This is a genomic window from Polaromonas sp. AET17H-212 (genome assembly GCF_002379085.1).
Classification (GTDB): Bacteria; Pseudomonadota; Gammaproteobacteria; order Burkholderiales; family Burkholderiaceae_C; genus Polaromonas.
Genome location: NZ_NBZW01000003.1, coordinates 103,516 through 128,213 on the forward strand (window position 1 = coordinate 103,516; position 24,698 = coordinate 128,213).

Annotated in this window: 23 protein-coding genes; 16 read left to right on the top strand and 7 right to left on the bottom strand. The window is 63.9% G+C overall.

Annotated elements, in window-relative coordinates; all coding sequences use genetic code 11:
• Nucleotides 1–46 precede the first annotated feature (46 nt).
• The 5 genes from B7G53_RS04520 to B7G53_RS04540 all read right to left on the bottom strand — a co-directional run bounded on the left by B7G53_RS04520 (nt 47) and on the right by B7G53_RS04540 (nt 5,472).
• The gene (locus B7G53_RS04520) at nt 47–1,573 is read right to left on the bottom strand and encodes a UxaA family hydrolase (protein WP_096664162.1); all 1,527 of its coding nucleotides are present in this window, start codon (nt 1,571–1,573) and stop codon (nt 47–49) included.
• Between the two features lie 24 nt (nt 1,574–1,597).
• Complete coding sequence (locus B7G53_RS04525) at nt 1,598–2,992, bottom strand: TRAP transporter large permease (protein ID WP_096664165.1); 1,395 nt, start codon at nt 2,990–2,992, stop codon at nt 1,598–1,600.
• A 12-nt stretch (nt 2,993–3,004) separates the two neighbouring features.
• Nucleotides 3,005–3,574 (bottom strand): TRAP transporter small permease, encoded by a 570-nt coding sequence (locus tag B7G53_RS04530; protein WP_096664167.1) that lies wholly within the window; start codon nt 3,572–3,574, stop codon nt 3,005–3,007.
• Between the two features lie 135 nt (nt 3,575–3,709).
• Complete coding sequence (locus B7G53_RS04535; RefSeq protein ID WP_096664170.1) at nt 3,710–4,696, bottom strand: sialic acid TRAP transporter substrate-binding protein SiaP; 987 nt, start codon at nt 4,694–4,696, stop codon at nt 3,710–3,712.
• Nucleotides 4,697–4,752: 56 nt separating this feature from the next.
• Complete coding sequence (locus B7G53_RS04540) at nt 4,753–5,472, bottom strand: FadR/GntR family transcriptional regulator (RefSeq protein WP_096664173.1); 720 nt, start codon at nt 5,470–5,472, stop codon at nt 4,753–4,755.
• 130 nt (nt 5,473–5,602) lie between these two features.
• Between B7G53_RS04540 and B7G53_RS04545 the strand changes: the two genes are divergently transcribed.
• From B7G53_RS04545 to B7G53_RS04615, 15 genes are all read left to right on the top strand, one after another.
• Nucleotides 5,603–6,718: a mandelate racemase/muconate lactonizing enzyme family protein gene (locus B7G53_RS04545; protein WP_096664176.1), complete on the top strand. Its 1,116-nt coding sequence runs from the start codon at nt 5,603–5,605 to the stop codon at nt 6,716–6,718.
• Between the two features lie 18 nt (nt 6,719–6,736).
• Complete coding sequence (locus B7G53_RS04550; protein WP_096664179.1) at nt 6,737–7,480, top strand: SDR family oxidoreductase; 744 nt, start codon at nt 6,737–6,739, stop codon at nt 7,478–7,480.
• Nucleotides 7,477–8,223, top strand: coding sequence for an SDR family NAD(P)-dependent oxidoreductase (locus B7G53_RS04555; protein ID WP_096664182.1), 747 nt, complete (start codon nt 7,477–7,479; stop codon nt 8,221–8,223). The genes B7G53_RS04550 and B7G53_RS04555 overlap by 4 nt, the downstream gene beginning before the upstream one ends.
• Nucleotides 8,224–8,409: 186 nt before the next feature.
• On the top strand, nt 8,410–9,258 hold the full coding sequence (locus B7G53_RS04560) for a fumarylacetoacetate hydrolase family protein (RefSeq protein ID WP_096664185.1): 849 nt from the start codon (nt 8,410–8,412) through the stop codon (nt 9,256–9,258).
• A gap of 79 nt (nt 9,259–9,337) precedes the next feature.
• Nucleotides 9,338–11,713: a hybrid sensor histidine kinase/response regulator gene (locus tag B7G53_RS04565; protein ID WP_096664188.1), complete on the top strand. Its 2,376-nt coding sequence runs from the start codon at nt 9,338–9,340 to the stop codon at nt 11,711–11,713.
• Between the two features lie 121 nt (nt 11,714–11,834).
• On the top strand, nt 11,835–12,590 hold the full coding sequence (locus B7G53_RS04570) for a TetR/AcrR family transcriptional regulator (protein ID WP_096664191.1): 756 nt from the start codon (nt 11,835–11,837) through the stop codon (nt 12,588–12,590).
• A gap of 25 nt (nt 12,591–12,615) precedes the next feature.
• Nucleotides 12,616–14,412, top strand: coding sequence for an acyl-CoA dehydrogenase C-terminal domain-containing protein (locus B7G53_RS04575; protein WP_096664194.1), 1,797 nt, complete (start codon nt 12,616–12,618; stop codon nt 14,410–14,412).
• A gap of 44 nt (nt 14,413–14,456) precedes the next feature.
• A complete protein-coding gene (locus B7G53_RS04580; protein ID WP_096664197.1) occupies nt 14,457–14,891 on the top strand; it encodes a DUF2147 domain-containing protein in 435 nt (144 codons plus the stop codon).
• A 167-nt stretch (nt 14,892–15,058) separates the two neighbouring features.
• Nucleotides 15,059–17,467: a 3-hydroxyacyl-CoA dehydrogenase/enoyl-CoA hydratase family protein gene (locus B7G53_RS04585; RefSeq protein ID WP_096664200.1), complete on the top strand. Its 2,409-nt coding sequence runs from the start codon at nt 15,059–15,061 to the stop codon at nt 17,465–17,467.
• Nucleotides 17,468–17,629: 162 nt separating this feature from the next.
• Nucleotides 17,630–18,136 (top strand): DUF4442 domain-containing protein, encoded by a 507-nt coding sequence (locus tag B7G53_RS04590; RefSeq protein ID WP_096664203.1) that lies wholly within the window; start codon nt 17,630–17,632, stop codon nt 18,134–18,136.
• Between the two features lie 41 nt (nt 18,137–18,177).
• Nucleotides 18,178–19,377: an acetyl-CoA C-acyltransferase gene (locus B7G53_RS04595; protein WP_096664206.1), complete on the top strand. Its 1,200-nt coding sequence runs from the start codon at nt 18,178–18,180 to the stop codon at nt 19,375–19,377.
• A 154-nt stretch (nt 19,378–19,531) separates the two neighbouring features.
• Nucleotides 19,532–20,428, top strand: coding sequence for an alpha/beta hydrolase family protein (locus tag B7G53_RS04600; RefSeq protein ID WP_096664209.1), 897 nt, complete (start codon nt 19,532–19,534; stop codon nt 20,426–20,428).
• Between the two features lie 27 nt (nt 20,429–20,455).
• The gene (locus tag B7G53_RS04605; protein WP_096664212.1) at nt 20,456–21,265 is read left to right on the top strand and encodes an acyl-CoA thioesterase; all 810 of its coding nucleotides are present in this window, start codon (nt 20,456–20,458) and stop codon (nt 21,263–21,265) included.
• A 171-nt stretch (nt 21,266–21,436) separates the two neighbouring features.
• On the top strand, nt 21,437–22,204 hold the full coding sequence (locus tag B7G53_RS04610; RefSeq protein ID WP_096664215.1) for an enoyl-CoA hydratase: 768 nt from the start codon (nt 21,437–21,439) through the stop codon (nt 22,202–22,204).
• Between the two features lie 72 nt (nt 22,205–22,276).
• The gene (locus tag B7G53_RS04615) at nt 22,277–23,116 is read left to right on the top strand and encodes an SDR family oxidoreductase (protein WP_096664218.1); all 840 of its coding nucleotides are present in this window, start codon (nt 22,277–22,279) and stop codon (nt 23,114–23,116) included.
• Between the two features lie 23 nt (nt 23,117–23,139).
• Here the strand turns inward: B7G53_RS04615 and B7G53_RS04620 are convergent, their stop codons facing one another.
• Nucleotides 23,140–23,493, bottom strand: coding sequence for a carboxymuconolactone decarboxylase family protein (locus tag B7G53_RS04620; protein ID WP_096664221.1), 354 nt, complete (start codon nt 23,491–23,493; stop codon nt 23,140–23,142).
• Between the two features lie 170 nt (nt 23,494–23,663).
• Here B7G53_RS04620 and B7G53_RS04625 point away from each other — a divergent pair, with 170 nt between their 5' ends.
• On the top strand, nt 23,664–23,924 hold the full coding sequence (locus B7G53_RS04625; RefSeq protein WP_255249910.1) for a YciI family protein: 261 nt from the start codon (nt 23,664–23,666) through the stop codon (nt 23,922–23,924).
• Nucleotides 23,925–23,985: 61 nt separating this feature from the next.
• Here B7G53_RS04625 and B7G53_RS04630 read toward each other — a convergent pair whose 3' ends face one another.
• Nucleotides 23,986–24,591, bottom strand: coding sequence for a hypothetical protein (locus B7G53_RS04630; protein WP_096664224.1), 606 nt, complete (start codon nt 24,589–24,591; stop codon nt 23,986–23,988).
• Nucleotides 24,592–24,698 lie beyond the last annotated feature (107 nt).

Consider the following 24,698-nt stretch of genomic DNA (forward strand, 5'->3'; position numbering starts at 1 on the left):
ACGGATATTGTTCCCTCTCCCGGAAGGAGAGGGAGTGAAGAATGGGCTACATGACCGCGCCGACTTGCCAGGGCACAAATTCGTTTTGCCCGTAGCCGTGTTGTTCGCTTTTGCTCTGCGCGCCCGAGGCGGTGGCCAGCACCATGTCGAAAATCCGCTGGCCCATCTCCTGGACGGACACGCCGCCGTCGATGATCTCGCCGCAGTTGATGTCCATGTCCTCTTCCTGGCGCTGCCACAGGGCCGAGTTGGTCGCCAGCTTGAGCGAGGGCGAGGGCGCGCAGCCATAGGCCGAGCCGCGCCCGGTGGTGAAGCAGATCAGGTTGGCGCCGCCGGCCACCTGGCCGGTGGCGCTGACAGGGTCGTAGCCTGGCGTGTCCATGTAGACAAAGCCGTGTGCGCCCACCGGTTCGGCGTATTCGTACACCGCCTCGAGGTTGCTGGTGCCGCCCTTGGCCACGGCGCCCAGCGACTTTTCGAGAATCGTGGTCAGGCCGCCGGCCTTGTTGCCGGGCGAGGGGTTGTTGTTCATCTCGCCTTCGTTGATCTCGGTGTAGTGCTCCCACCATTTGATGCGGGCGATCAGTTTTTCGGCAATCTCGGGTCGCACCGCGCGGCGTGTCAGCAGGTGCTCGGCACCGTAGATTTCGGGGGTTTCGCTGAGGATGGCGGTACCGCCATGCGCCACCAGCAGGTCCACCGCCGCCCCCAGCGCCGGGTTCGCGCTGATGCCCGAATAACCGTCGGAGCCGCCGCACTGCAGGCCGATGGTGATGTGGGCCGCGCTGCAGGGTTCGCGCTGCACGGCATTGGCGCGCGGCAGCATCTCTTTGATCAGGGCAATCCCCTTGTCCACCGTCTTGCGCGTGCCGCCGGTGTCCTGGATGTTGAAGACGCGGAAGTTGTCGCCTTCGCGCAGCGCGCTGTGCGCCAGCCAGGCGTTGATCTGGTTGGCCTCGCAGCCCAGGCCGACCACCAGCACGCCGGCAAAGTTGGCATGGGTGGCGTAGCCCGCCAGTGTGCGCTCGAGGATCTGCATGCCCATGCCCTCGGTGTCCATGCCGCAGCCGGTGCCGTGCGTCAGCGCGACCACGCCGTCCACGTTGGGAAAGTCCTTCAGCGCGGTCGGGTTGTTTTGCCGCGAAAAATGGTCGGCGATGGCACGCGCGGCGGTCGCCGAGCAGTTGACGCTGGACAGGATGCCGATGTAGTTGCGCGTCGCCACGCGGCCGTCGGCCCGCTTGATGCCCATGAAGGTGGCCTCGCGCCGCGGGACGGCGGGTTTCACGTCGGCACCAATCGCATAGTCGCGCGCAAAGTCGCCCTTGTCGGGCCCCATGTCGAGGTTGTGCGTGTGGACATGCTCACCGGGCGCAATCGCCTTGCTGGCAAAACCGATGATCTGGTTGTAGCGCCGCACCGCCTCGCCGGCGGCCAGTGCGCGCGTGGCGACCTTGTGGCCGGGCGGGATCAGGCCCTTGACGGTGATGTTTTCGACCTGGGTGCCGCCCACGAGCTGGGCGCGGGCAATCAGGACGTCGTCGGCGGGATGAAGGCGGATAAAAGGGGTCATGGTGGGTTCAGGTCGAAGGGGATTTCAGTAAACCATTTTTGGCAGCCAGAGCACCAGTTTCGGAAAATAGGTGATGACGGCCAGCGAGCCGAGCAGGGGCACGAGCCAGGGCAGGATGGCGATGGTGGTGCGCTCGACCGAGAGTTTGGCCACCCGTGCCAGCACAAACAGCACCATGCCCATGGGCGGATGCAGCAGGCCAATCATCAGGTTGAGCACCATCACCAGGCCGAAGTGAACCAGGTCAATGCCCAGTTGCTGGCAGATCGGCACAAGAATCGGCACCAGGATGGTGATGGCGGCCGTGGGTTCGAGAAAGCAGCCGACAAACAGCATCAACATGTTGGCCAGCAGCAGGAACACCCAGGGTTCCTTGGTGAAACCGAGCACCCATTCGGAGATCGCCGCGGTGATGCCGGTGGCGGTGAGCATCCAGCCGAAGATGCTGGCGGCCGCCACGATGAACAGCACGGTGGCGGTGGTTTCCACCGTGTCCAGGCAGACCTTGACGAACATTTTCCAGTTCAGTGTGCGGTACCAGGCCAGGCCCAGCACCATGGCCCAGAGGCAGGCGGCAATGGCGCCTTCGGTGGGCGTGAAGATGCCGGTGGTCATGCCGCCTATCAGCAGCACCGGCGTCATGATGGGCAGGACGGCCTGGAAGTTGAAAAACTTGTCGGCGGCAAACAGCACGATCAGGCCGGCAAACACGGTGATCTGCGGCGGAAAGCCCGCCTTGGTGATCAGCAGCCAGAGCGCCAGCGGCCAGCCGGCCACCACCAGGGTTTCGAGCAGCGCCTTGATCACGCGGGGCCACTCGAACTTGATGTCGGCGCCCCAGCCGTTTTTGTGGGCGAAGTAGGCCACGGTCAGCATCATCAGCACGGCCATCAGGATGCCCGGCAGGATGCCGGCCAGAAACAGCGCTCCGACACTGACGTTGGCCATCATCCCGTAAATCACGAAGGGCAGGCTGGGCGGAATGATGGGCCCGAGCGTGGCCGATGCTGCCGTCACGCCGACGGCAAACTCCTTGCTGTAGCCGTGGTCGGTCATGGCCTTGATCTCGATGGTGCCCAGGCCGGCGGCGTCGGCAATCGCGGTGCCGCTCATGCCGGCGAACACCACTGACCCCACCACATTCACATGGCCCAGGCCGCCCTTGAGCCAGCCGACCAGCGCCAGCGCATAGTTGTAGATACGGTTGGTGATGCCGGCGTTGTTCATCAGGTTGCCGGCCAGGATGAAAAACGGAACCGCCAGCAACGGAAAGCTGTCGATGCCGCTGACCATGCGGTGGATCACCACGAAAGCCGGCAGGGTGCCCGTCCACCAGATGTAAAGCAGGGCCGAGCCCGCCATCGCGATGGCCACCGGAATGCCGCCACTCATGAGCAGCAGGAAAATGATTTTGAGCATGGTATGTGGTTGTTATTTGTCGTCCATCGAGGACTCGGGACGTTCAAGGACGGAGTAGCCGCGCCGGTGGTGGAACTGCGCAATCTGGACGGAGCGGAAGGCCATGGCGGCAAAGCCCAGCAGGCAAATGCCGTAGACCCAGTTCATGGGCAGGTCGACCATGGTCATGCGCGAATTGCTGCCCAGCTTGAGCATCATCATCACCGTCAACACGGCGGCGGCTGCGAAGAACCCCACGCGCAGCACATCGACGGTGGTTGCCATGGCGCGTGCCATGCGCCGGGGCATGAACTTGTAGAAGAAGTCCACCTGGATGTGGTTGTTCTTGACCACGCCGATGGTTGCGCCGGTGAAGACCACGGCGATCAGCAGGTAACGCGCGATCTCCTCGGTCCAGGCCGCCGAGTCGTTGAGCACATAGCGGGTGAAAAACTGGTAGAACACCGTGACACCCAGGATCCAGAAGAAGCCCAGCGCCACCCAGGCTTCCAGTTTGGTGTCGGAAAGGTCCACCGCTTCGTCCTGGGCGTGGAACTGTCCGTCCGCCCCCATCACGGGGGCCATGTCGTCAATGGTTTCCATGTCAGTGTTGCCTTTGGTCGCTTGTCTATTGAGAAGGAAAATGCCGGTTGCGGTCGGTATCGGCAACACGAGCTGTCCGATCCGGCAAGGGGTCCCGGGCCGGGACCCCTCGCGGGCGATCACACGATCACGCGATTACTTGATGGCGATGATGCGGTCCCAGTCCTTCTTGTCGAGTTTCATGGATTCGAAGGTGATGGCCTTGAGCACGCGCTGCTGGAAGTCGGCGCGGTCAACCGTCACCACGTTGTTGCCCTTTTTCTTGAACTCTTCCACCAGCTCGCCTTCACGCTTGCGGATGTCGTTGGTGGCCTTTTCAGCGGCTTCCTGCGTGATGTCGGCGAGCAGCTTCTGCTCGGCCGTCGACAGCTTGGCCATGGTGCTGGGCGAAATCACCGTGAGCAGCGCGTCGGCGATGTGGCCGGTCAGGATGATGTTCTTCTGCACTTCATAGAACTTCTTGGCTTCGATGGTGGGCAGCGGATTTTCCTGCGCATCCACGGTGCCGTTCTGCAGCGCCAGGTAGACCTCGGCGAAGGCGATGGGTGTCGGGTTCGCGCCGCAGGCGCGCGGCAGCGCGGTGTAGGCCGGCGAATCGGGCACCCGCATCTTCAGGCCCTTCATCTGGTCGCAGTTGGTGAACAGCTTGTTGCTGGTGGCGTGGCGCGCGCCATAGTAGGTCAGCGCGGTCACCGTGTTGCCGGTGGCCTTTTTGTAGCCCTCGGCCAGTTCCTTGAAAACATCGCTCTTGCCGTACTTGACCACATGGTCGGCGTCACGGAAGGTGAACGGGTAGTAGCTGACGGCCAGGCGCGGATAGGAGTTGGACGCGAAGGAAGCGCCGGTCAGGATGATGTCCACCGTGCCGAGCTGCAGGCCCTGGTTGATGTCGCTTTCCTTGCCCAGGCTGGATGCCGGGAAGACCTGGATCTCGTACTTGCCGTTGGTGCGTTTCTTGAACTCGTCGGCCGCCCAGACCGACCACTTGTGGTAGGGCTCGGACGTTTCATAGACGTGTGCCCATTTCAGTTTGGTCTGCGCATTGGCAATGCCAAATGTGCCCAGGGTGCCCGCCATAATTGCGCAGCACGCTATTGTTTTAAGAGCAAATCGTTTCGTCATGTTGTCTCCTCGGTTAAAAGAATGGGAAAGAAAAGGGGAGTTGCCGGGCGCTTCCTTCAGCTTGTCTTCGCGCGGCGCCAGCTCGCGCTGAATCGGGAATGGGACTTGTCCATGTGGGCATGCATCGCCGTGCGGGCGGCGGGGCCGTCGTGTGCGCAGATGGCAGCCAGGATCGCTTCGTGTTCGGCAATCGCCGATTGCCATGATTTCATCGTCTCGAAGTAGCCGGTCAGGCGCGTGAACAGCGGGCCGCGGCGGGAGTCCCAGAAACTCTGCACGGTTTCGATCAGCACCACGTTGCCGCAAGCCTCGACAATCGCGCTGTGGAAGGCCCGGTCGCCGTCCAGCGGCAATACGCCGCGGTTGGCGTCGGTGACCATGGTGTCAATGGCGGCGCGCATGGCGTCGATGTCCTTGCGCCTGGCCTGGAGAGCGGCCATCGAGGCGACCTCGCCCTCCACCACGCGGCGCGCGCGTATCAATTCCAGGGGCCCCCATTCGGTCAGTGCCACCTGCGGCCCCTTGGACCGGCTGGCCCGCATGGACCGGTCCAGCACATACACGCCGGAGCCGGTGCGCACCTCGACCCAGCCTTCGACTTCCATGGCGATGAGGGCTTCCCGCACCGACGGCCGGCTCACACCGAGCTGTTTGGCCAGGTCGCGTTCTGCCGGCAGGCGTGTGCCGGCCGCAAATTCACCCTTGCTGATCAGCGAGCGCAGCTGCTCGGCGATCTGGCGGTAAAGGCGTTGCGGTTCGACGGTTTGCAGCGGCATGTTTCAGTGCACGAAGGAATTAAGGGTTAGCCAGAAGTGGACAAGTGGTCAGACCAATTGATAATCCCATGATTCCAGTCCTTCCGGCCATCCGGCTAAACCCTGTAATGTTTTTTCTCTGCGTTCGCCCATGACTGCGCCTGTCACGATTGAATCCATCCGCTTGCGGCAGGTCAACCTGCCGCCCAAGGTCGTGCGCACCGACGCCATCCAGTCCTTTGTGACGCAGGAGACCCTGCTGCTCACCCTGCGCTGCAGCGACGGTGTGGAAGGCACCGGTTATGCCTACACCATAGGCACCGGCGGCTCGTCGGTCATGGCCTTGCTGCATGACCATCTGGCGCCGCGTCTGCTGGGCCGCAATCCGCTGCATGTCGAGGCGATCTGGAAAGACCTGTTTTTTCACACCCACGCCACCGCCGTGGGGGCCATCACCAGCCTGGCGCTGGCCTGTGTGGACACCGCCTTGTGGGACTGGCGCGCGCGCCGCCAGGACTTGCCCCTGTGGCAGTTACTCGGTGGCGCGCAATCACGCGTCCCGGTGTACACCACCGAGGGCGGCTGGCTGCACCTGGGGGCCGACGAACTGGTGGCGCAGACGCTGGCGGCCCAGGCCCAGGGGTTTCGGGGCGCGAAGATCAAGGTGGGCCGGCCGCATGTCAGCGAAGACGTGGCGCGGCTGTCCGCCGTGCGTGAGGCCGTCGGCCCGGGCTTTGACATCATGGTCGACGCGAACCAGGGCTTCAACCGCCCGGAAGCCTTGCGCCGTGCGGCGGCCTTTGCGGGCCTGGACCTGGCCTGGCTGGAGGAGCCCATGGCGGCCGAAGATGTCTCGGGCCACCGGCAACTGCGTGGCCAGACGGCCATTCCGGTGGCCGTGGGGGAGTCGATGTACCACCTGAGCCAGTTCCGCGAATATCTGGAGCGCGGCGCCTGCAGCATTGTCCAGCCCGACGTGGCGCGTATTGGCGGCATCACGCCGTGGATCAAGGTGGCCCATCTGGCCGAAGGTTTCGGCGTGCCCGTGTGTCCGCATTTCCTGATGGAGCTGCATGTCAGCCTGTGCGCGGCCGTTCCCAATGCGGCCTGGGTGGAATACATCCCGCAACTCGACGACATCACGACCAGCCGCATCCGGGTCGAGGGCGGTTATGCCTGGCCGCCGGAGACGCCCGGGCTGGGCATTGCGTGGGACTGGCCGGTCATCGAAAAACGGCAGCTTGTCGATACCACCCTGAATCAATAAATCAACCAAGGAACAGACATGAGACTTCAAGGGAAAACCGCACTGATCACGGCCGCCGGCCAGGGCATAGGCAAGGCCAGCGCGCTGGCCATGGCGGCAGAAGGTGCGCAGGTTTGGGCCACCGATGTCAACGCAAAGCTGCTGGACAGTTATGCGGGCATGCCCAACATCCACACCCTGGCGCTGGACGTGCTCGACAAGGCGGCCATCCAGAAGGCGATCGCCGGGTTGCCCGCGCTCGATGTGCTGTTCAACTGCGCGGGTTTTGTGCACGCCGGCACCGTCCTGCAGGCGACCGACGAGGAATGGGAATTCGCTTTCAACCTCAATGTGCGCTCGCAGTTCTGGACCATCCAGGCGGCCTTGCCGCGCATGCTCGCGAACAACGGCGGCAAGGGCAGCGGCAGCATCATCAACATGGCCAGTGTCGTCAGCATCAAGGGGCTGCCCAACCGTTTTGTCTACGGCGCGTCCAAGGCGGCGGTGATCGGCCTGACCAAAAGTGTCGCGGCTGACTATGTGATGCAGGGCATACGCTGCAACTGCATCTGCCCCGGCACCGTCGATACACCCTCGCTGCAGGACCGCATCAATGTGTTTGAAGACCCGGCCGAAGCGCGCAAGAATTTCATTGCGCGCCAGCCCATGGGCCGGCTTGCCCAGGCCCACGAGATTGCCCCCGTCGTGACCTTTCTGGCCAGCGACGAAGCGGCCTTTGTCACCGGCCAGCACTACAACATCGACGGCGGCATGACCATATGAACCAGCTCGACTTCAAGGGCCGGCACGCGGTGGTCACCGGTGGCGCCACCGGCCTGGGCTATGCCATTGCGCAGCGGCTGCTCCAGTCCGGCGGCAGTGTCACGCTGTGGGACCGCGACGAAGCGGCGGCAAACCAGGCGGCCGCCACGCTGGGTCCGCGGGCCTCGGCGGTGGCGGTGGACGTGTCGCAGCATGCCTCGGTGCGCGCCGCGGTGCAGGCGACATTGCGCTTGGCCCCGAAGGTCGATGCGCTGGTCAACAGCGCCGGCGTGACCGGCCCCAACGTCAAGCTCTGGGACTACCCGGTCGACGCATGGGAGCAGGTGATGGCCGTCAACCTCAACGGCCTGTTCCTGTGCTGCCGTGAATGGGCGCCGCACCTGCGCGCCAACAACTACGGCCGCATCGTCAACATCGCCTCGGTGGCCGGCAAGGACGGCAACCCGAATGCCAGCGCCTACAGTGCCAGCAAGGCGGCGGTGATTGCGCTGACCAAGTCGCTGGGCAAGGAACTCGCCGACACCGGCGTGCGTGTCAACTGCGTCACGCCGGCTGCCGTGAAGACCGCCATTTTTGACCAGATGTCGCCGGAGCATATTGCCTTCATGCTGTCGAAAATACCGATGGGCCGCTTTGGCACGCCCGACGAGGTGGCGGCCATGGTTGGCTGGCTGTGCACCGAAGAGTGTTCTTTCTCGACCGGCGCGGTGTTCGATCTTTCGGGCGGCCGCTCCACCTACTGATGGGGACATCCATCAATCCGATTCTCGGGCGCATGGCAGCGTTGCGCGGTGCTCGGAATCCTCATGCACCCAAGTGCATTCCGGTTCCTGCGCGCCGTGCGCCTCGCCCTGCATCCCGATAATCGAATTGCTGGACGCCCCATTTCTCACCTCTCACCTGTTTTTGTGTAGCTAAAAAGGAAAACCATGAAACTCGTTCGTTACGGCAACCCCGGCAAGGAAAAACCCGGTCTCATCGATGCCGAGGGCAAACTGCGCGACCTGAGCGGCGTGATCGGCGACATTGGTCCCGACCAGCTCGGTGATGCCGCACTGGCCAAACTGCGCAAGCTCAAGGCGGCGAACCTGCCGCTCGTCAAGGGCAAGCCACGTCTGGGCAGCCCGGTCGCCGGTGTCGGCAAATTCATCGCCATCGGCCTGAACTATGTCGACCATGCGGCCGAGTCGGGTCTGCCGATTCCGAAAGAGCCCATCGTTTTCATGAAGGCTACCACCTGCATCCAGGGGGCCAACGACCCGGTCATGTTGCCCAAGGGCTCGGTCAAGTCCGACTGGGAGGTCGAACTCGGCGTGGTGATCGGCACCCGCGCGCGGTATGTCTCGCAGAAGGATGCGCTCAATTTTGTGGCCGGTTATTGCACCATCAACGACGTCAGCGAGCGCGAGTACCAGATCGAGCGCGGCGGCACCTGGGACAAGGGCAAGGGCTGCGACACCTTCGGTCCGATCGGCCCCTGGCTGGTCACGCGCGACGATGTGCCGAACCCGCAAAAGCTGGCGATGTGGCTGGACCTCAACGGCCAGCGGGCGCAGACCGGCAGCACGAAAACCATGATTTTCAGCGTGGCCAAAATCATCAGTTATGTCAGCCAGTTCATGACGCTGATGCCCGGCGACGTGATCACCACCGGCACCCCGCCCGGCGTGGGCATGGGCATGAAGCCGCCTTTGTACCTGAAAAAGGGCGACGTCATGACCCTGGGCATTGAAGGCCTGGGTGAGCAGCGCCAGGTGGTGGTTCCGTTCAAGCTGTGATGCCGGCTCAGGCGCAGGCCGCTGTGGTGGCCTGCGTGCAGGGCCTGCTTTGAATGACCCGGGGGCTACACTCGAATCCATGAGTGCCCACCCCCCGCTTGCTTTCCTGGCTGGAGATACCGGTGTTGCCCGGCTGATGCGCGAGCAGGACTGGGCGGGCTCACCCTTGGGCGCGCCCGGGCTGTGGCCGCAATCCTTGCGCTCCATGGTCAACCTGATGCTGGGCTCGGCCTTTCCGATGTTTGTGGCCTGGGGGCCAACCCTGTCCCTGCTCTACAACGACGCCTATGCCGAGGTGCTGGGCGCCAAGCATCCGCAGGCGCTGGGCCGGCCCTTTTACGCGGCCTGGCATGACATTCGGGCCGACATTGAGCCGCTGGTGCAGCGAGCGCTGGGCGGAGAAGCTTTTTTTGTCGAAAACCTGCCGCTTCGCATGCGCCGCCATGGTTACGACGAGGACACCTGGTTCACCTTTTCCTATTCGCCCGTGCGCAACGAAGACGGCGCTATTGCCGGCCTGTATTGCGCCTGCGCCGACACCACGGCCATGGTGCTGGCCGAACGGCATCAGCGCGCCGAGCAGGAGAGGCTGCAGACGCTGTTCAGCCAGGCGCCCGGCTTTGTTGCGGTGACGCGCGGACCGGACCATGTCTTCGAGATCGCCAACCACGCCTACCTGCAGCTGGCGGGCTTTCGCGATGTCATCGGCAAACCGGTAGCCGAGGCGCTGCCCGAAGTGGTGGAGCAGGGTTTTGTGGCATTGCTCGACAAGGTGTTTGCCACCGGCGAGCCGTATGTCGGCCGTTCGGTGCGGCTGATGCTCAACAGAGAACCCGATGGGCCCCTCACGGAGGCCTACCTCGATTTTGTTTACCAGCCGCTGAAGGGGCCGACCGGCCAGATCGAGGGTGTGTTTGTGCATGGCCATGACGTGACCGAGCTGCAGCGCGCGCAGGCGGCCCTGCTGGTGTTTTCCAACAGCATTCCCGCAATGGCCTGGGTGGCCGATGCCGACGGTGGCCTGGAGCGTTTCAATTCCCAGTGGTCGGTCTACACCGGTCAGGGCACCGAGGCCGCGCTCGGCCAGGGCTGGACGGGCGCGCTCCACCCCGAGGACCGCGACGCGCCGGGACAGGCCTTTGCGGCGGCGCGTGATCAGGGCACCGAATGGCAGGTCGAGTACCGGTTGCGCCGCCATGACGGGGTCTACCGCTGGTTTCTGACCCGGGCGGTACCGCAGCTCGATGCCTCTGGCCGCGTGCTGCGCTGGTTCGGCACCACCACCGACATCGAGGACGCGAGAAAAAACCACCAGGCGCTGCGCGATGCGGACCGGCAGAAGGACGAGTTTCTGGCGACGCTGGCGCACGAACTGCGCAACCCGCTGGCGCCGATTCGCGCCGCTGTGCAGCTGCTCGGCTCGCCGGCTTCCCGGCCAGCGGCGCGGGAGCATGCCGTGGACGTGATTGGGCGCCAGGTGGGCCACATGGCCCGTTTGCTGGACGATCTGATCGATGTCGCCCGCATCACCCAGCGCCGGGTGGTCCTGAAAAAAGTGCCCCTGGCTGTTGATGAGTTGGTGGAGTCCGTCCTGGAAACGGTGCGTCCCCTGGCCGAGGCCAAGTGGCACACGCTGGTGGCCACGATCGGCGGCGACGGCCTGCAGCTGGTGGCCGATCCGCTCAGGCTGGCGCAGGTGTTGTCCAACCTGCTGAACAACGCTGTCAAATACACCGATGCGGGCGGGCGGATCGGTTTCGACGTGCAGGTCGAGGGCGACTGGCTGAGTTTCACGGTCTCGGACAGCGGGATTGGCCTGAGTCAGGCGGCCATTGAAAACATCTTCACCATGTTTGCGCAGGAACAGTCAGCGCTGGACCGCTCGGAAGGCGGTCTGGGCATCGGGCTGGCGCTGGCCAAGGGGCTGGTGGAGCTGCACGGCGGCACGGTGTCGGCCTTCAGCGAAGGCCCGGGCCGCGGCAGCCGCTTTGTCGTGAAGCTGCCGTATTCCGCTGACCGGCAAGCGGTTCTCGTCAGCCCGGCGGCGGCCCTGCCGGCCCTGCGCCAGCCGCAGGCCCGGACCGTGCTGCTCGCTGACGACAACCGCGACGCGGTCCATGTGCTGGCCGAATTGCTGCGCATGGACGGCTACCTCGTGCACACGGCCCACGACGGGCTGGAGGCGGCCGACCTGGCGAAGCGTTTGCGGCCCGATGTGCTGGTGCTCGATATCGGCATGCCCGGCCTCAATGGTTATGAAGTCGCGCGGCTGGTGCGCGCCCAGCCCTGGGGCGACCGACCGCTGCTGATTGCCGCGACCGGATGGGGCCAGGCGGATGACCAGCAGAAGGCCCTGACGGCAGGTTTCAACCGGCACCTGACCAAGCCCTTCGATCCGCAGCAGCTTTCTGACTGGATTGCGGAATCCCCGGTTTCGGAATCTGAGGCTGTCTAGGGTTTACCCTGAGTTGACCTAGGTCGTCGCCTCTATAAATCGGAGTTTCCGGGTCATCGCGCTTGACGGCATGGGTTTTGCGGCAAAATAGAACGGTCGTTCTTTTTTTTGTCTGGCTTTCATGTCTGTTACCGAACTTCCTGTCAAGACAGCCCGCCCGGGTCCCCGGGAAAGTGGTCGCGCGGCGCATGCCGGTATGCAAAAGGGTCAGCAGACCAAGGCGGCCATCGTCGATGCGGCGCTCGGACTGGCCACGCAGATCGGCCTGGAAGGCCTGAGCATTGGCGCCCTGGCCGAAGTCATGCACATGAGCAAGTCGGGCGTGTTTGCGCACTTTGGCTCCCGGGAAGAATTGCAGATCTCGGTCATCCGCGAATATTTCGCGCGGTTTGAAGAAGAGGTTTTTTACCCCGCGCTGAAAGAACCCAAAGGCCTGCCGCGGGTGCAGGCCCTGTTCGGCAACTGGATGAAACGGGTGGCGGTCGAGCTGCAGTCGGGCTGCATCTTCATCAGCGGCGCCGTCGAATTTGACGACCGGCCCGGCCCGGTGCGCGACGCGCTGGCCACCTCGGTGCAGACCTGGCTGGCGGCCATGTACCGCGCGGTGGTGCTGGCCAAGGAGGCCGGCCATCTGCGTGCGGACGCCGACGAGCGCCAGATCGCCTTCGAGATCCACGGCCTGATCCTGGCCCTGCATTACGAAGCCCGCTTCCTCAAGACACCCGGTTCCATTGACCGGACATTGCGTGCCTTCCAGAGCATCCTGGCGCGTTACGGCAGCGACGCCGCCGGCGCGCTGGCGTCCCCCATCACTTCCGCATCACTGACGGGTGGCGGCGACCGCCCGCTGCCTGATTCTTCCGCTTCTTCCGTTTAATCCCTTCCCACCAAAGGACCTTTCCATGCCTCAATACAACCCGCCACTGCGCGACATGCAGTTCGTCATGCACGAAGTGCTCAAGGTCACCGACGAGTTCAGGGCCCTGCCGAAACATGCCGATGTGGACGCGGACACCATCAATGCCGTGCTCGAGGAAGCCGGCAAGTTTGCCGTCGAGGTGACCTTCCCGCTGAACATCAGCGGCGACACGGAAGGCTGCAAGCTGGACCAGGCCACACACGAGGTGACGCCGCCCAAGGGCTTCAAGGAAGCCTATGCCAAGTACGTCGAAGGCGGCTGGGCGGCGCTGTCCTGCGACCCCGAATACGGCGGCCAGGGCCTGCCCTTTGTCGTGAACCAGTGCGTCTACGAAATGCTGAACTCCGCCAACCAGGCCTGGACCATGTACCCCGGCCTGTCGCACGGCGCCTACGAGGCGCTGCATGCGCACGGCACGGACGCGCAGAAAAAGCTCTACCTGCCAAAATTGGTCAGCGGCGAGTGGACCGGCACCATGTGCCTGACCGAGCCGCATTGCGGCACCGACCTGGGCCTGCTGCGCACGAAGGCCGAGCCACAGGCAGACGGCACCTACAAACTCACCGGCAACAAGATTTTCATCAGCGCCGGTGAACACGACATGACCGAAAACATCCTGCACCTGGTGCTGGCCCGCCTGCCCGATGCACCGCAGGGCAGCAAGGGCATCAGCCTGTTCCTTGTGCCGAAATTCAATGTCGCGGAAGACGGCGCCATCGGCTCGCGCAACGGCATTTACTGCGGCAGCCTGGAGCACAAGATGGGCATCCACGGCAACGCCACCGCGCAAATCGTGCTCGAGGGCGCCGTCGGCACCATGGTGGGCGCGCCCAACAAGGGCCTGGCCGCCATGTTCGTCATGATGAACGCCGCCCGCCTGGGCGTCGGCAACCAGTCGCTGGGCCTGACCGAAGTGGCCTACCAGAATGCGCTGGCCTACGCCAAGGACCGCATCCAGATGCGTTCGCTGTCGGGTGTGAAAGCCAAGGACAAACCGGCTGATCCGATCATCGTGCACCCGGATGTGCGCAAGATGCTGCTGACCGCCAAGGCCTATGCCGAGGGCGGCCGTGCGCTGGCGATCTACTGCACCATGCTGCTCGACAAGGAACTGCACCACCCCGACGAGAAGGTGCGCAAGGACTCCGGCGAAATCGTCGCGTTGCTCACGCCCATCGTGAAAGCCTTTCTGACCGACAACGGCCACATCTCCACCAACGCCTGCATGCAGGTTTTCGGCGGCCACGGCTTCATCAAGGAATGGGGCATGGAGCAGTTCGTGCGCGACAACCGCATCAACATGATTTACGAAGGCACCAACACCATCCAGTCGCTGGACCTGCTGGGCCGCAAGGTGCTCGGCAACAACGGCGCCACGCTGAAGAAATTCGGCAAGATCATCGGCGCGCTGATTGCCGAGGAAGGCGTCAACGAGAAGATGGCCGAGTTCATCAACCCGCTGGCCTACCTGGCCGACCAGATGACCAAGTTCACGACCGAGCTGGGTTTCAAGGGGTTCCAGAACCCCGACGAAGTGGGCGCTGCGGCGGTGGACTACCTGCGCGTCGCCGGCCACCTGGTGTTTGGCTACTTCTGGGCGCGCATGGCGCAAACCGCGCTGCGCGAAATCGCCGCCGGCAATGCCGACCCCTTCTATCTGGCCAAGGTGCAGACGGCGCGTTTTTACTTCGCGAAGCTGTTCCCCGAGACCGCGACGCTGATGCGCACCGCACGCAGCGGCAGCAAGGCGCTGATGGACACGGATGCCGCGCTGGCCTGACCGGTGGCCGCCTGTTTGACATGCTTTTTAGCCCTGGAGCCCTGATGTACCGTGCGCTGACAGCTATTGTTTTGGGAGCGATGGCCGTTCCGGCCCTGGCCCAAATGACGCCTGTCGGCCTGTGGCGCAATGTGGACGACAAGACCGGGGAGGCCAAGGCCGAGATCCGGATTGTCGAAAGCGCCGGTGTGCTCAGCGGCAAGATCGCCACGCGCCTGGGCAAGGACGTCCAGCCCGACGACGTCTGCGACCGCTGCAGCGATGACCGCAAGGACAAACCGATCCTCGGCCTGGAGATCATCCGCGGCGCCAAAAAGGCCGAAGGCAAAGAGGTGTGGGAGGGCGGCAGGATCCTGGACCCCGAAAACGGCCGCAACTACACGCTGCGCCTGACGCCCGTCGAAGGCGGCAAAAAACTTGAAGTCCGGGGCTCGTTTGGCCCCTTCGGCCGCACCCAGACCTGGGTGCGCATCAATTGATGGCACACCCCGCCTGCAGCTCACTGCGTGTAGCCGCATCCCCCCTTGCAGGGGCGACAGCTGTGGCCCGGCATAGCCGGTTCCACGCTGTCACTGGCCTGGGAGCTCAGCTGAATGGCCAGCATGCGCAACGAAACAAGATAAGCAATCCATAAGGAACAAAACAGATGTCCCGCTTCCAAGTCAAAAAAGTCGCCGTGCTCGGCGCCGGCGTGATGGGTGCGCAGATCGCCGCCCATCTGGTCAACCTCAAGGTGCCGGTGGTGCTGTTTGACCTGCCCGCCAAAGAGGGGCCGAAAAACGGCATCGTCAGCCGCGCGATCGAAGGCCTGAAAAAGCTCAAGCCCGCACCGCTGGGTGTGCCCGAAGACGCGGCCCTGATCCAGCAGGCCAACTACGAGGAACACATGGATGTTCTCAAGGAGTGCGACCTGATCATCGAGGCGATTGCCGAACGCATGGACTGGAAGACCGACCTGTACCACAAGATCGCGCCCTTCATCGCTGAAGGCGCCATCGTTGCGAGCAACACCTCGGGCCTGTCGATCACCAAACTCAGCGAGGCATTGCCGGAATCGATCAAGCCGCGTTTTTGCGGCATCCACTTCTTCAATCCGCCGCGTTACATGACGCTGGTCGAGCTGATCAACACCCCGACCACCGATCCGAAGGTGCTCGACGACCTCGAAGCCTTTGTGACCAGCGGCTTGGGCAAGGGGGTGATCCGCGCCCACGACACGCCCAACTTCGTGGCCAACCGCGTCGGCATTGCCGGCATGCTGGCAACGATGAAGGAGGTCGAGAACTTCGGTCTGACCTATGACGTGGTTGATGACCTCACCGGCAAGAAGCTGGGCCGCGCCAGCAGTGGCACCTTCCGCACCGCCGACGTGGTGGGCCTGGACACCATGGCCCATGTCATCAAGACCCTGCAGGACAACCTCGACGAAAAAAGCGACCCGTTCTACCCCAGCTTCGGCACGCCCGAGGTGCTGAAAAAACTGCTGGAACTGGGCAACCTGGGCCAGAAGTCCCAGGCCGGTTTCTACAAGAAGGTGGGGCGCGACGTGCTGCGCTTCGAGCTGGAGAGCGAAGAGTATGTGCCCGGCGGCCAGAAGGCCGACGAGGTGTACACCCGCATGCTCAAGCGGCCGGCCGCCGAACGCCTGCGCCTGCTGCGCAATGCCGAAGGGCCGCAGGGCCAGTTCCTCTGGGCCATCCTGCGCAACAGCTTTCACTACGCCGCCGTGCACCTTGCGACCATTGCCGACAACGCGCGCGATGTGGACCAGGCCATGCGCTGGGGCTTCGGCATGAAGCAGGGCCCGTTCGAGCTGTGGCAGGAAGCCGGCTGGCTGGCCGTGGCGACGATGATCCAGGAAGACATAGCCGCGGGCAAGGCGCTGTGCAAGGCGCCGCTGCCCGAGTGGGTATTCAAGGGCCCGGTGGCCGAAGCCGGCGGTGTGCATACACCTGAAGGTTCCTGGAGCGCTTCGGCGAAAAAGTTCATTGCGCGCCGCAAGTTGCCGGTTTACGAACGCCAGTTTTTCCCCGAGGATGTGCTGGGCGCCAAAGCGCCATCGTTCACCACGGCCGGTACCACCTTGCACGAAGACGATTCCATCCGTCTCTGGACGCTGGACGGTGAGCAGGGCGACGTGGTGATTGCCAGCATCAAGACCAAGATGCACGCCATCAGCCCCGACGTGGTCGAAGGCCTGGCGATGGGAGTGGACCTCGCCGAGAAAAGTTACAAGGGCCTGGTGATCTGGTCGAACGACGAGATGTTCTCGGCCGGTGCCGACCTGCAGGCCATGCTGCCCGCCTTCATGATGGCCGGTGTTTCGGCCGTGGAAGGCGCCGAGGCCGAGATGCAGCAGGTGATGCTCAAGCTGCGTTATGCGGCGGTTCCCGTGGTGTCGGCCGTGCGCGGCCTGGCACTGGGCGGCGGCTGTGAGCTGGCGGTGTATTCCAGCAAACGGGTGGCGGCGATGGAAAGCTACATCGGTCTGGTCGAAGTCGGTGTTGGCCTGGTGCCTGGTGCCGGCGGCCTGACCTATATTGCGCGCCGTGCTGCGGAGAATGCGGCAAGCTCCACCAGCAAGGACATGCTGCCTTTCCTGACCGAGGGCTTCACCGCCGCGGCCATGGCCAAGGTCGGCACCAGCGCCATTGAGAGCCGCAAGATCGGCTATCTGCTCGACAGCGATGTGATCGTTCCCCACAAGGACGAGCTGCTGTATGTGGCCTTGAACGAGGCCCGCGCGCTGTTCAACTCCGGCTACCGCGCACCGCACAAGCGGCCTTTCCCGGTGGTGGGCCGCAGCGGCCTGGCGACCATCAAGGGGCAACTGGTCAACATGCGCGACGGCGGCTTCATCAGCGCGCACGACTTCCACATTGCCAGCCTGATCGCCAACGTGGTCTGCGGCGGCGATGTCGATGCCGGCTCGCTGGTGACCGAAGAGTATCTGATGACGCTGGAGCGCAAGGCCTTCTGTTCGCTGCTGGAACACCCGAAAACGCAGGAGCGGATTATGGGCATGATGAGCACGGGCAAACCTGTGCGTAATTGATAAAGCTACTGCGGAGCCATCATGCGTCGTTGCAGCCCAAAGAAAATCCTCACGACCCCCAAGGTCGCTCCGGTTTTCTTCGGGCGCCCGCGCCTAGCCTGATGGCTTCCTCGCTACGCTTTCTCAATCACGCACGCTACTTCGCATAACCGATCAAAGCCCATGACCACTCATTCCCCCAACCGCCTTGAACGCCAGCTGGAGCGGCTGTCCGACGTGCCGGCTTTTGCGCGCACCTGGTTTCGCAGCGTGGTGATGCGCCGCGCCGTGCCGTTCACCGGTACGGCGGGGCTGGACTTTCTGGAGATGACCACCAGCAGGGTCGAGATCGGCATCAAGAATGAGAAGAAGGTGCAGAACCACATTGGCGGCATCCATGCGTCGGCGATGAACCTGCTGGCGGAAACCGCCACCGGCATGGTGGTCGGCATGAATGTGCGGGATGACTGCACGCCGCTGGCCAAGGAACTGAAGATGGCGTTCAAAAAGCGCGCCACTGGTGCACTGCGCGCCGTGGCCACCTTGAGCGACGAGCAGCGCGCCGCCATGCAGGCCAGCGACAAGGGTGAAGTGACGGTGTCCGTCACCGTGACCGACGAGGCCGGTGTGAACCCGGTCGAATGCGAATTTGTCTGGGCCTGGATTCCCTCCGGTCCGCGTAAAAGTTAAACAGCGCAATCTGCAGCTGAAGAATCAAAAAGGAAAACATCATGGCCAAACAAGTCCAGGAAGCCTACATCGTTGCCGCCACGCGCACGCCCATCGGGCGCTCGCACCGGGGTTTTTTTCGCAACACCCGCCCCGATGAGCTGCTGGTGCGGGCGCTGCACGCTGCGCTCGCGCAGGTGCCAACGCTGGACCCGAAAGCCATCGAAGACCTCATTTGCGGCTGTGCGATTCCCGAAGGCCCGCAGGGCCTGAACATTGCGCGTATTGGTGCGGTGCTGGCCGGCCTGCCGACCAGCGTGGGCGGCATCACCGTCAACCGTTTTTGCGCGTCCGGCCTCTCCGCCATCCAGATGGCGGCGGACCGCATCCGGGTCGGCGAGGCCGATGTGATGATTGCCGCCGGCACCGAAAGCATGAGCATGGTGCCGATGTCCGGCAACTCGCCCTCGCTGTCGCCGGCCATGTTTGCCAACGACGAGAACATCGGCATTGCCTACGGCATGGGCCTGACCGCTGAAAAAGTCGCGCAGCAGTGGAAGGTGTCGCGCGAGGCGCAGGACCAGTTTGCCGTCGAGTCGCACCAGAAGGCGATCAAGGCGCAGCAGGCCGGCGAGTTCACCGCCGAGATCACGCCGGTCGAGGTCACCGACCGTTCGCCGGACCTGGAGAGCGGCGAAGTCATCAGCAAAACCCGCACCGTGAGCCTGGACGAAGGCCCGCGCCCCGACACCTCGCTCGAAGGCCTGGCCAAACTCAAGACCGTGTTTGCCGCGCGCGGCTCGGTCACGGCCGGCAACAGCTCGCAAACCTCGGACGGCGCCGGTGCGCTGATCCTGGCCAGCGAAAAAGCGGTCAAGGAACATGGCCTCAAGCCGCTCGCGCGTTTTGTCAGCTACGCCGCCAAGGGCGTGCCACCGCACATCATGGGCATAGGCCCGATCGAGGCGATTCCGGCTGCCTTGCGTTATGCCGGCCTGCAGCAGGACGACATCGACTGGTACGAACTGAACGAAGCCTTTGCCGCGCAGTCGCTGGCAGTCATCAACACGCTGGGGCTGAACGCCGCGAAAGTGAACCCGATGGGCGGCGCGATTGCGCTGGGCCATCCGCTGGGCGCCACCGGCGCGATCCGTGCCGCCACGGTGATCCATGCGCTGCACCGGCACCAGCTGAAGTACGGCATGGTGACCATGTGCGTAGGCATGGGCCAAGGCGCCGCCGGCATCTTCGAACGGGTGTAACGGCGGGCTACTGCGCGGGCGATCTGCGGCGTTGGTCCGGTGCTCCCCATCCTCACGTACCTGAAGTACGTTCCGGTGGGTCCGCTCCGGCCGCCTTGCAGCTCATCCCGCTCGCTACGCCCTGGCGGCTACGTGGTTCTTTAAGGGGAACGTCATGCAACAGCAGCTTCTGGAATCGGGCACATCCCAACTCGCCTTGCGGATCTACGAGGCCGCCACGCCGGCGCGCGCCAGCGTGGTCATCGGCGGCGCGATGGGCGTGCGGCAGGACTACTACGCGCCGTTTGCCGAATGGTTGTCCGGCCAGGGCTTTCGCGTCACGACGTTTGACTACCGCGGTTCCGGCGAGTCGCTGCCCGGTACGCCGGATGGCTCGCTGCGTGGCTTCCAGGCCGATCTTTTCGACTGGGCCAGCGACTACGGCGCGGTGGTGGCCTCGGCCAAGGCTGCACTGCCGCAGGCGCCGCTTTACCTGCTGGGCCACAGCCTGGGCGCGCAACTGCCGGGTTTCCTGAAAAACCAGCACCAGGTCGACGGCCTGGTCAGCATTGCCGCCGGCAGCGGTTACTGGCGCGACAACGCGCCGCAGCTCAAGCGCGTGGTGCTGTATTTCTGGTACGTGCTGGTGCCGCTGGCCACCCGCCTGTGCGGCTATTTCCCGGGGCGCAGGCTCAGGAAGGTCGGCGACCTGCCGGCCGGCGTGGTGCTGCAGTGGCGCAAGTGGTGCCTGAACCCGCGCTACAGCGTGGGCGCCGAAGGTGAGGGCGCGCGCCTGGCCTATGCGCAGGCCCGGTTTCCGGTGCTGGCGCTGTCCATCACCGACGATGAACTGATGACCTGGCGCGGCACGCAGAACCTGATCAACCTGTACAGCGGTGCGCCGCGCAGTTTTGAGCGCATCACGCCGGGCGAGCTGGGTGTGCGGCGCGTTGGCCATTTCGGCTTCTTCCGCGACCAGTTCCGTCAGAACCTGTGGCCGCACACGGTGCAGATTCTCGAGCAGATGCGCCAGGCCCGACCGGCGGCTGGCGTCCCCGGCACGACTGCCTGAGACCGACGGCGGCGGCATACTCCGACCATGAGTTTTCATCCTTTTGATACCGCGGTGGCCTTGCAGGCGCAGGCCGACGGCACATGTCTCGGTCACACCAGCGCGGCCTATGCCAACATGGTCGGGCCCTTCGGCGGCGTCACGGCGGCGCAGGCCTTGAATGCCGTGCTGCAGCATCCGCAGCGCCTGGGCGATCCGATTTCGCTGACCGTCAACTTCGCCGCCGCGCTGGCGGACGGGCCGTTCAGCGTGAGCGCGCGCCCCGCACGCACCAACCGCTCGACCCAGCACTGGGTGATCGAGATGCAACAAAACGGCGAGACGGTGCTGACCGGCACCGCGTTTTTCGGCTTGCGACGCGAGACCTGGGGCGCCGACGAACACGCCATGCCGGACGTAGCGCCCCCGGCCGATGTCGCGCGGGCCGGCGGCCCGACCCGGGTCGAGTGGGTCAAACGTTATGAAATGCGTTTTGTGGAAGGCGCGATTCCTGTCGAATGGCACGGGGCCGACCAGGGCGCGAGCCGCACCCGGCTGTGGCTGCGCGACGATCCGCCGCGGCCGCTGGATTTCGCCTCGCTGACGGCGCTGTCGGACGTGTTTTATCCGCGCGTCTGGCGCCGCCGGCCGCTGCTGGTACCGATAGGCACGGTGTCGATGACGGTGTATTACCATGCCGATGCCGCCTTGCTGCAGGCCACCGGCAGCGCTTACCTGCTGGGGCAGACGCAGGCCCAGGCCTTTCGCAACGGCTATTTCGACCAGACTGCGCAGTTGTGGAACGAAGCCGGCCAATTGCTGGTGACCACACACCAGGTCGTTTATTACAAGGAGTAACGTGGCCCCCACGCTTTTTACTGCGTGTACCTTCGGCGGTGCGCTGCCCCTTGTACGAGAGACAGGGGCCGCTGCGCCTGCGGCCCGGCAAAGCTGGTTCCGCGGCCCGGGTTGGCCTGGAAGCGTCAGCGTCTGTATCTATTTCGTCAAACAAACACTGGAAAGCACTACATGAGCACAGACATCCTGGTCCACACCGACAACGCGGTGATGACCATCACCCTGAACCGGGTCGAGAAGAAAAACTCCATCACCTCGGCCATGTACGCCGCCATGGCCGACGCGCTGGACGCGGCCCATGCCGATGCGGCCGTGCGTGTGGTGGTGATCCAGGGCCACGAAAGCATTTTTTCAGCCGGCAACGACATCGGTGATTTCCTCAACGGCCCGCCTGCCACCCACGAGTCGCCGGTGTTCCGCTTTCTGCGCGGCATCAGCACCTTTCCCAAGCCGTTGGTGGCTGCCGTGTGTGGCCCCGCGGTCGGCATAGGCACCACCCTGCTGCTGCATTGCGACCTGGTCTATGCCGGCGACAACGCCGCCTTTTCCATGCCGTTTGTGAACCTGGGCCTGTGTCCGGAAGCGGCGTCTAGCCTTCTGGCGCCGCAGCTCATGGGTTACGCACGCGCGGCCGAGGCGCTGCTGCTCGGTGAACCCTTCATGGCCGAGTCGGCGCTCGAGATGGGCCTGATCAACCGCATCGTGCCACCCGCCGAAGCCAACGCCCTGGCGCAGCGCCAGGCGCAAAAACTCGCTGCCAAGCCGCTGAGCTCGCTGGTGGAAACCAAGCGGTTGATGAAAAAAGGCCAGGCCGGCATGGTGGCCGAGCGCATGGCCGAGGAAGGCGTGAGTTTTGGCCGCATGCTCAAGGAGCCCGCCGCCCGCGAAGCGTTCGGCGCCTTTATGGAGAAGCGGAAACCGGATTTTTCCAAGGTTTGAGGCCTAATTGGCCAGTCGCCCTTATTCGGTGGTCGCAAGTAGCTATCAATTGTGTAGCATTCAGGAGGCATCATGAGTACAGTTCCCGGTCTCAAAGGCAAAACCCTGTTCATCACTGGCGCCTCGCGCGGCATTGGCCTGGCGATCGCCACCCGTGCCGCGGCCGACGGCGCCAACATCGTGATCCTGGCGAAAACCACCGACCCCAACCCCAAGCTGCCAGGCACGATTTACAGCGCTGCCGAGGCGGTGAAAGCCGCCGGCGGGCAGGCGCTGCCGCTGGCGGTGGATATCCGTGATGAAGACGCGGTGACGGCGGCGGTGGCCAAAGCGGTGGAAGTTTTCGGCGGCATCGACATCCTCGTCAACAACGCCAGTGCCATCAGCCTGACCGACACCGAACACACGCCGATGAAGCGTTACGACCTGATGAACGGCATCAATGCGCGCGGCACCTACCTGTGCACCCAGGCTTGTCTGGCGGAGTTGAAGAAATCCGCGCAGGCCGGGCGCAAGCCGCAGGTGCTCACCATGTCGCCGCCGCTGAGCATGAAGCAGCACTGGTTCGAGAACCACACGGCCTACACCATGGCCAAGTACGGCATGAGCATGTGCACCCTGGGCCATTCGGGCGAATTCAGGAAATACGGCATTGCCGTCAACAGCCTGTGGCCGCGCACCGCGATTGCCACGGCGGCGCTGCAGATGATCCCCGGCGTGGACGTCAACATGTGCCGCAAGCCGGAAATTTTGTCGGACGCGGCGTATTTGATACTGACCAGCCTGAGTTCGAACACCGGCAATTTTTACCTTGACGATGAATTGCTGGCCGCGCACGGCGTGACCGATCTTGAGTCATATTCGGTGAAGCCGGGAACGAAGAACTTCATTCCGGATTTCTTTGTGGATTGAAGATAGGCGGACGGGTCAGGCTTTCAGCTGTGATCCGGCGCGATGGCATCCCAGGCCTTGGGGGCCTCGGCCGTGTACATCAGGGCCGGACCTCCGCCCATGTAGACGCACACCGCGAGCATTTCCTCCAGCTCGGCGCGGGTGCATCCAAGTTTGTGCAGGGCTTTCACATGAAAAGCGAGGCAGCCCGAACAGTGCTGAGTCACCCCGATCGCCAGGGCCATCAGTTCCTTGTGTTTGGCACTGATGGCGCCCTCCGACATCGCGGCCCGCGAGAGCTGCCCAAACCCCTGCATCGCCTCAGGTTGTGCCTTGCGAAACTGCGCCAGGCTTTCGTTGATGTCCTGCATCAGGCCCACATGGTCGAACGTGCTCATGATTCTCTTTCTGTCGGTATTTTCAGTCGTGTTTCAAGTATCGGTCGACAGGGCTGCGGGCCTGTTGACGCGGACCATGTCCTGGACAGGGGGCTGCCTCCGGGCCATGCCGGCGCTATGATTGTGGCGACTTGCGCCCAGCCCTGCCACCCACCCATGGAAGGATCACGATGCCCTACATGCTGCTGATGATCGAGCCCCCCGGCCAGCGGCTATCGCGCAGCCAGGCCGAAGGCCATGCGGTGTACGGGCGCATGCTGAAGTTCGCGGAGGAGCTGAAGTCAGAAGGCGTGTTGCTTGGCGTGGCGTCGCTGGGCTCGCAGGACAATGCCGCCCGCGTGCGCGTGAGCGCCGGCAAATCGCAGGTGCTGGACGGTCCGTTTGCTGAGGCCAAGGAAATGGTGGGCGGCTTCTTGGCTTCTTTCTGGTGAACTGCGCAGCTCGCGAGCAGGCCCTAGCCATCGCCGCCGTCCGCTCAACAACGCGGATGATTCAGGAGCCGACCAGCGCGAGGTAGGCCCGGCGCGTTTCTGGTGCGACCGATGCCAGCACCTGCTCATACGACGTCTTGTGGCGAACCAGCAGCCGGGCAGAGGCGACGGCCTTGGACTTGCAGAACCAGTGGCAGCTGTGCTGCATCAGGAACATCTCGGCAGACAGGGTGAAGGCCTTGGTTTTGGGCGATTGTTCGGGCTTGCTTTTCGCGGCGCGCGTGATGCCCTCGGCATGCACCAGCAGGACCTGGCGCAAGTCGAAGGTCGCCGCCGGAAAGAGCTTGTCGGCGTAAGGCAGGGGCAGGGGCAGCCTGCTCACGCGTGCCGCGGCACCTTCCACCCGGGAGAACCCGGCCACGAAGTTGTTGAACTGCTCGCACAGCTTGGCCTCGGTGCTCGTCAACAGGGCCCAGATGCTTGCACGGCGCTCCGGATCGTCCTCGCGAAGTGCGCGCATGTAGCCCTCTGTCAGGCTTTCCATGAGTTTTTCGATCTGGTACTGGCCGAGATGGCTGCCCAGCAGGGCGATGCGCTTGCGTTCGTAGCCGGATTTGAGCGTATAAGCGCCGGCGGCGACCATGAGCGCCAGAAAGAAGAGGTCCATCAATGCTTCGGTTTTGTTTTGGGAAGCCCCCAGTGTAGTCAGCTGGAGTTCCGGGTCCGTGCCGCAGTCCGGGCTTATTTTTACAAAGCAAGCGCTTGCTAAAAATA